This is a genomic window from Actinomyces sp. oral taxon 849 str. F0330 (assembly GCF_000239715.1).
In the GTDB taxonomy this organism is placed as follows: domain Bacteria; phylum Actinomycetota; class Actinomycetes; order Actinomycetales; family Actinomycetaceae; genus Actinomyces; species Actinomyces johnsonii.
The window spans coordinates 1-1,372 of the sequence record NZ_JH470358.1 but is presented as its reverse complement, the minus strand read 5'-3'; the positions used below and the strand labels follow the sequence as shown (position 1 = coordinate 1,372).

At 73.3% G+C, this 1,372-nt stretch carries 2 protein-coding genes; both read right to left on the bottom strand.

Going from position 1 to position 1,372, the window contains the following annotated elements; all coding sequences use genetic code 11:
- The coding region (locus tag HMPREF0975_RS12145; RefSeq protein WP_156808295.1) for an aminotransferase class III-fold pyridoxal phosphate-dependent enzyme at positions 1-437 on the bottom strand (437 nt) is incomplete at its 3' end.
- Positions 438-592: 155 nt separating this feature from the next.
- Positions 593-1,372, bottom strand: a 780-nt coding sequence (gene hemB, locus HMPREF0975_RS12140) for a porphobilinogen synthase (protein WP_009234479.1), incomplete at its 5' end; no start/stop codon positions are given.

Below are 1,372 nucleotides of genomic sequence, written 5' to 3'. Positions count from 1 at the left end.
GCCGCGAGCAGGCCGTCGCTGTGCCCGTGGTAGCAGCCGGCGAACTTCACTACCAGGTCACGCCCCGTGGCGCCGCGGGCTAGGCGCACCGCCGTCATCGTCGCCTCGGTACCGGTGGACACGAAGCGCACCCTCTGCGCGGCCGGCACCCGACGGCGAACCTCCTCGGCCAGGAGCGTCTCCGACTCGGTCGGGGCGCCGAAGGAGAGGCCGCGGGCGGCGGCCGCCTGGACCGCGGCGATGACGCCCGGGTGGGCATGCCCCAGGAGCGCCGGGCCCCAGGAGCCCACGAGGTCCACGTAGCGGTGGCCCTCGGCGTCGGTGACATGGGCGCCGCTCGCCGAGGCGATGAACCGCGGAGTGCCACCCACTGAGCCGAAGGCGCGCACGGGGGAGTCGACGCCCCCGGGGATGATGGCGCGAGCCGCCTCGAACAGGGCGGCGTTGGTCGCGTGAGTCGCGGCGGCGGTGGCGGAGGCTGCGGGTTGCTGGGGCACGGTCGATCCTGTCGATGAAGAGGCTGGTAAGGCTGGTCTCAACCTACCTGACCGACACTGTTACTCGCGGCGTTGAGCCGCTGGGATTGACCTCCTCAGCGCAGGGCCGGGTTCTCGGCGATCTCCCTGGCCCAGTAGGTCAGGACCATGTCCGCCCCCGCCCGCACGATGCCCAGCACCGACTCGGCGATGACGCGCTCGCGGTCGATCCACCCGCGCTGTGCGGCCGCCTCCACCATCGCGTACTCCCCGCTGACCTGGTAGGCGGCCACCGGCAGCGGTGAGGCGGCGGCGACGTCGGCCAGCACGTCCAAGTAGGGGCCGGCCGGCTTGACCATGACGATGTCCGCCCCCTGCTCGACGTCGAGCATCGCCTCGCGCAGGCCCTCGCGGCGGTTGGCCGGATCCTGCTGGTAGGCGCGCCGGTCCCCGGTGAGCGTGGAGCCCACGGCCTCCCGGAACGGCCCGAAGTAGGCCGAGGCGTACTTCGCCGAGTAGGCCAGGATCGCGACGTCGTCGTGCCCGGTGGCGTCCAGGGCAGCGCGGATCGCGGCGATCTGCCCGTCCATCATCCCCGACGGCGAGACCATGTGCGCTCCGGCCTCCGCCTGGGAGATGGCCATCGCCTGGTAGGTGGCCAGGGTGGCGTCGTTGTCGACCTCGCCGGCGCGCGGGCCGTCGGGGCGGATCAGGCCGCAGTGGCCATGGCTGGTGAACTCGTCCAGGCAGGTGTCCGCGCACACGACGACGTCGTCCCCCACCTCCGCGCGCACGGCCGCGATCCCGCGGTTGAGGATGCCGTCCTCCGCCCAGGCCGCTGTACCCGACGCGTCGCGCTCGGCGGGCACACCGAACAGGTCGATGGCGCCGACGCC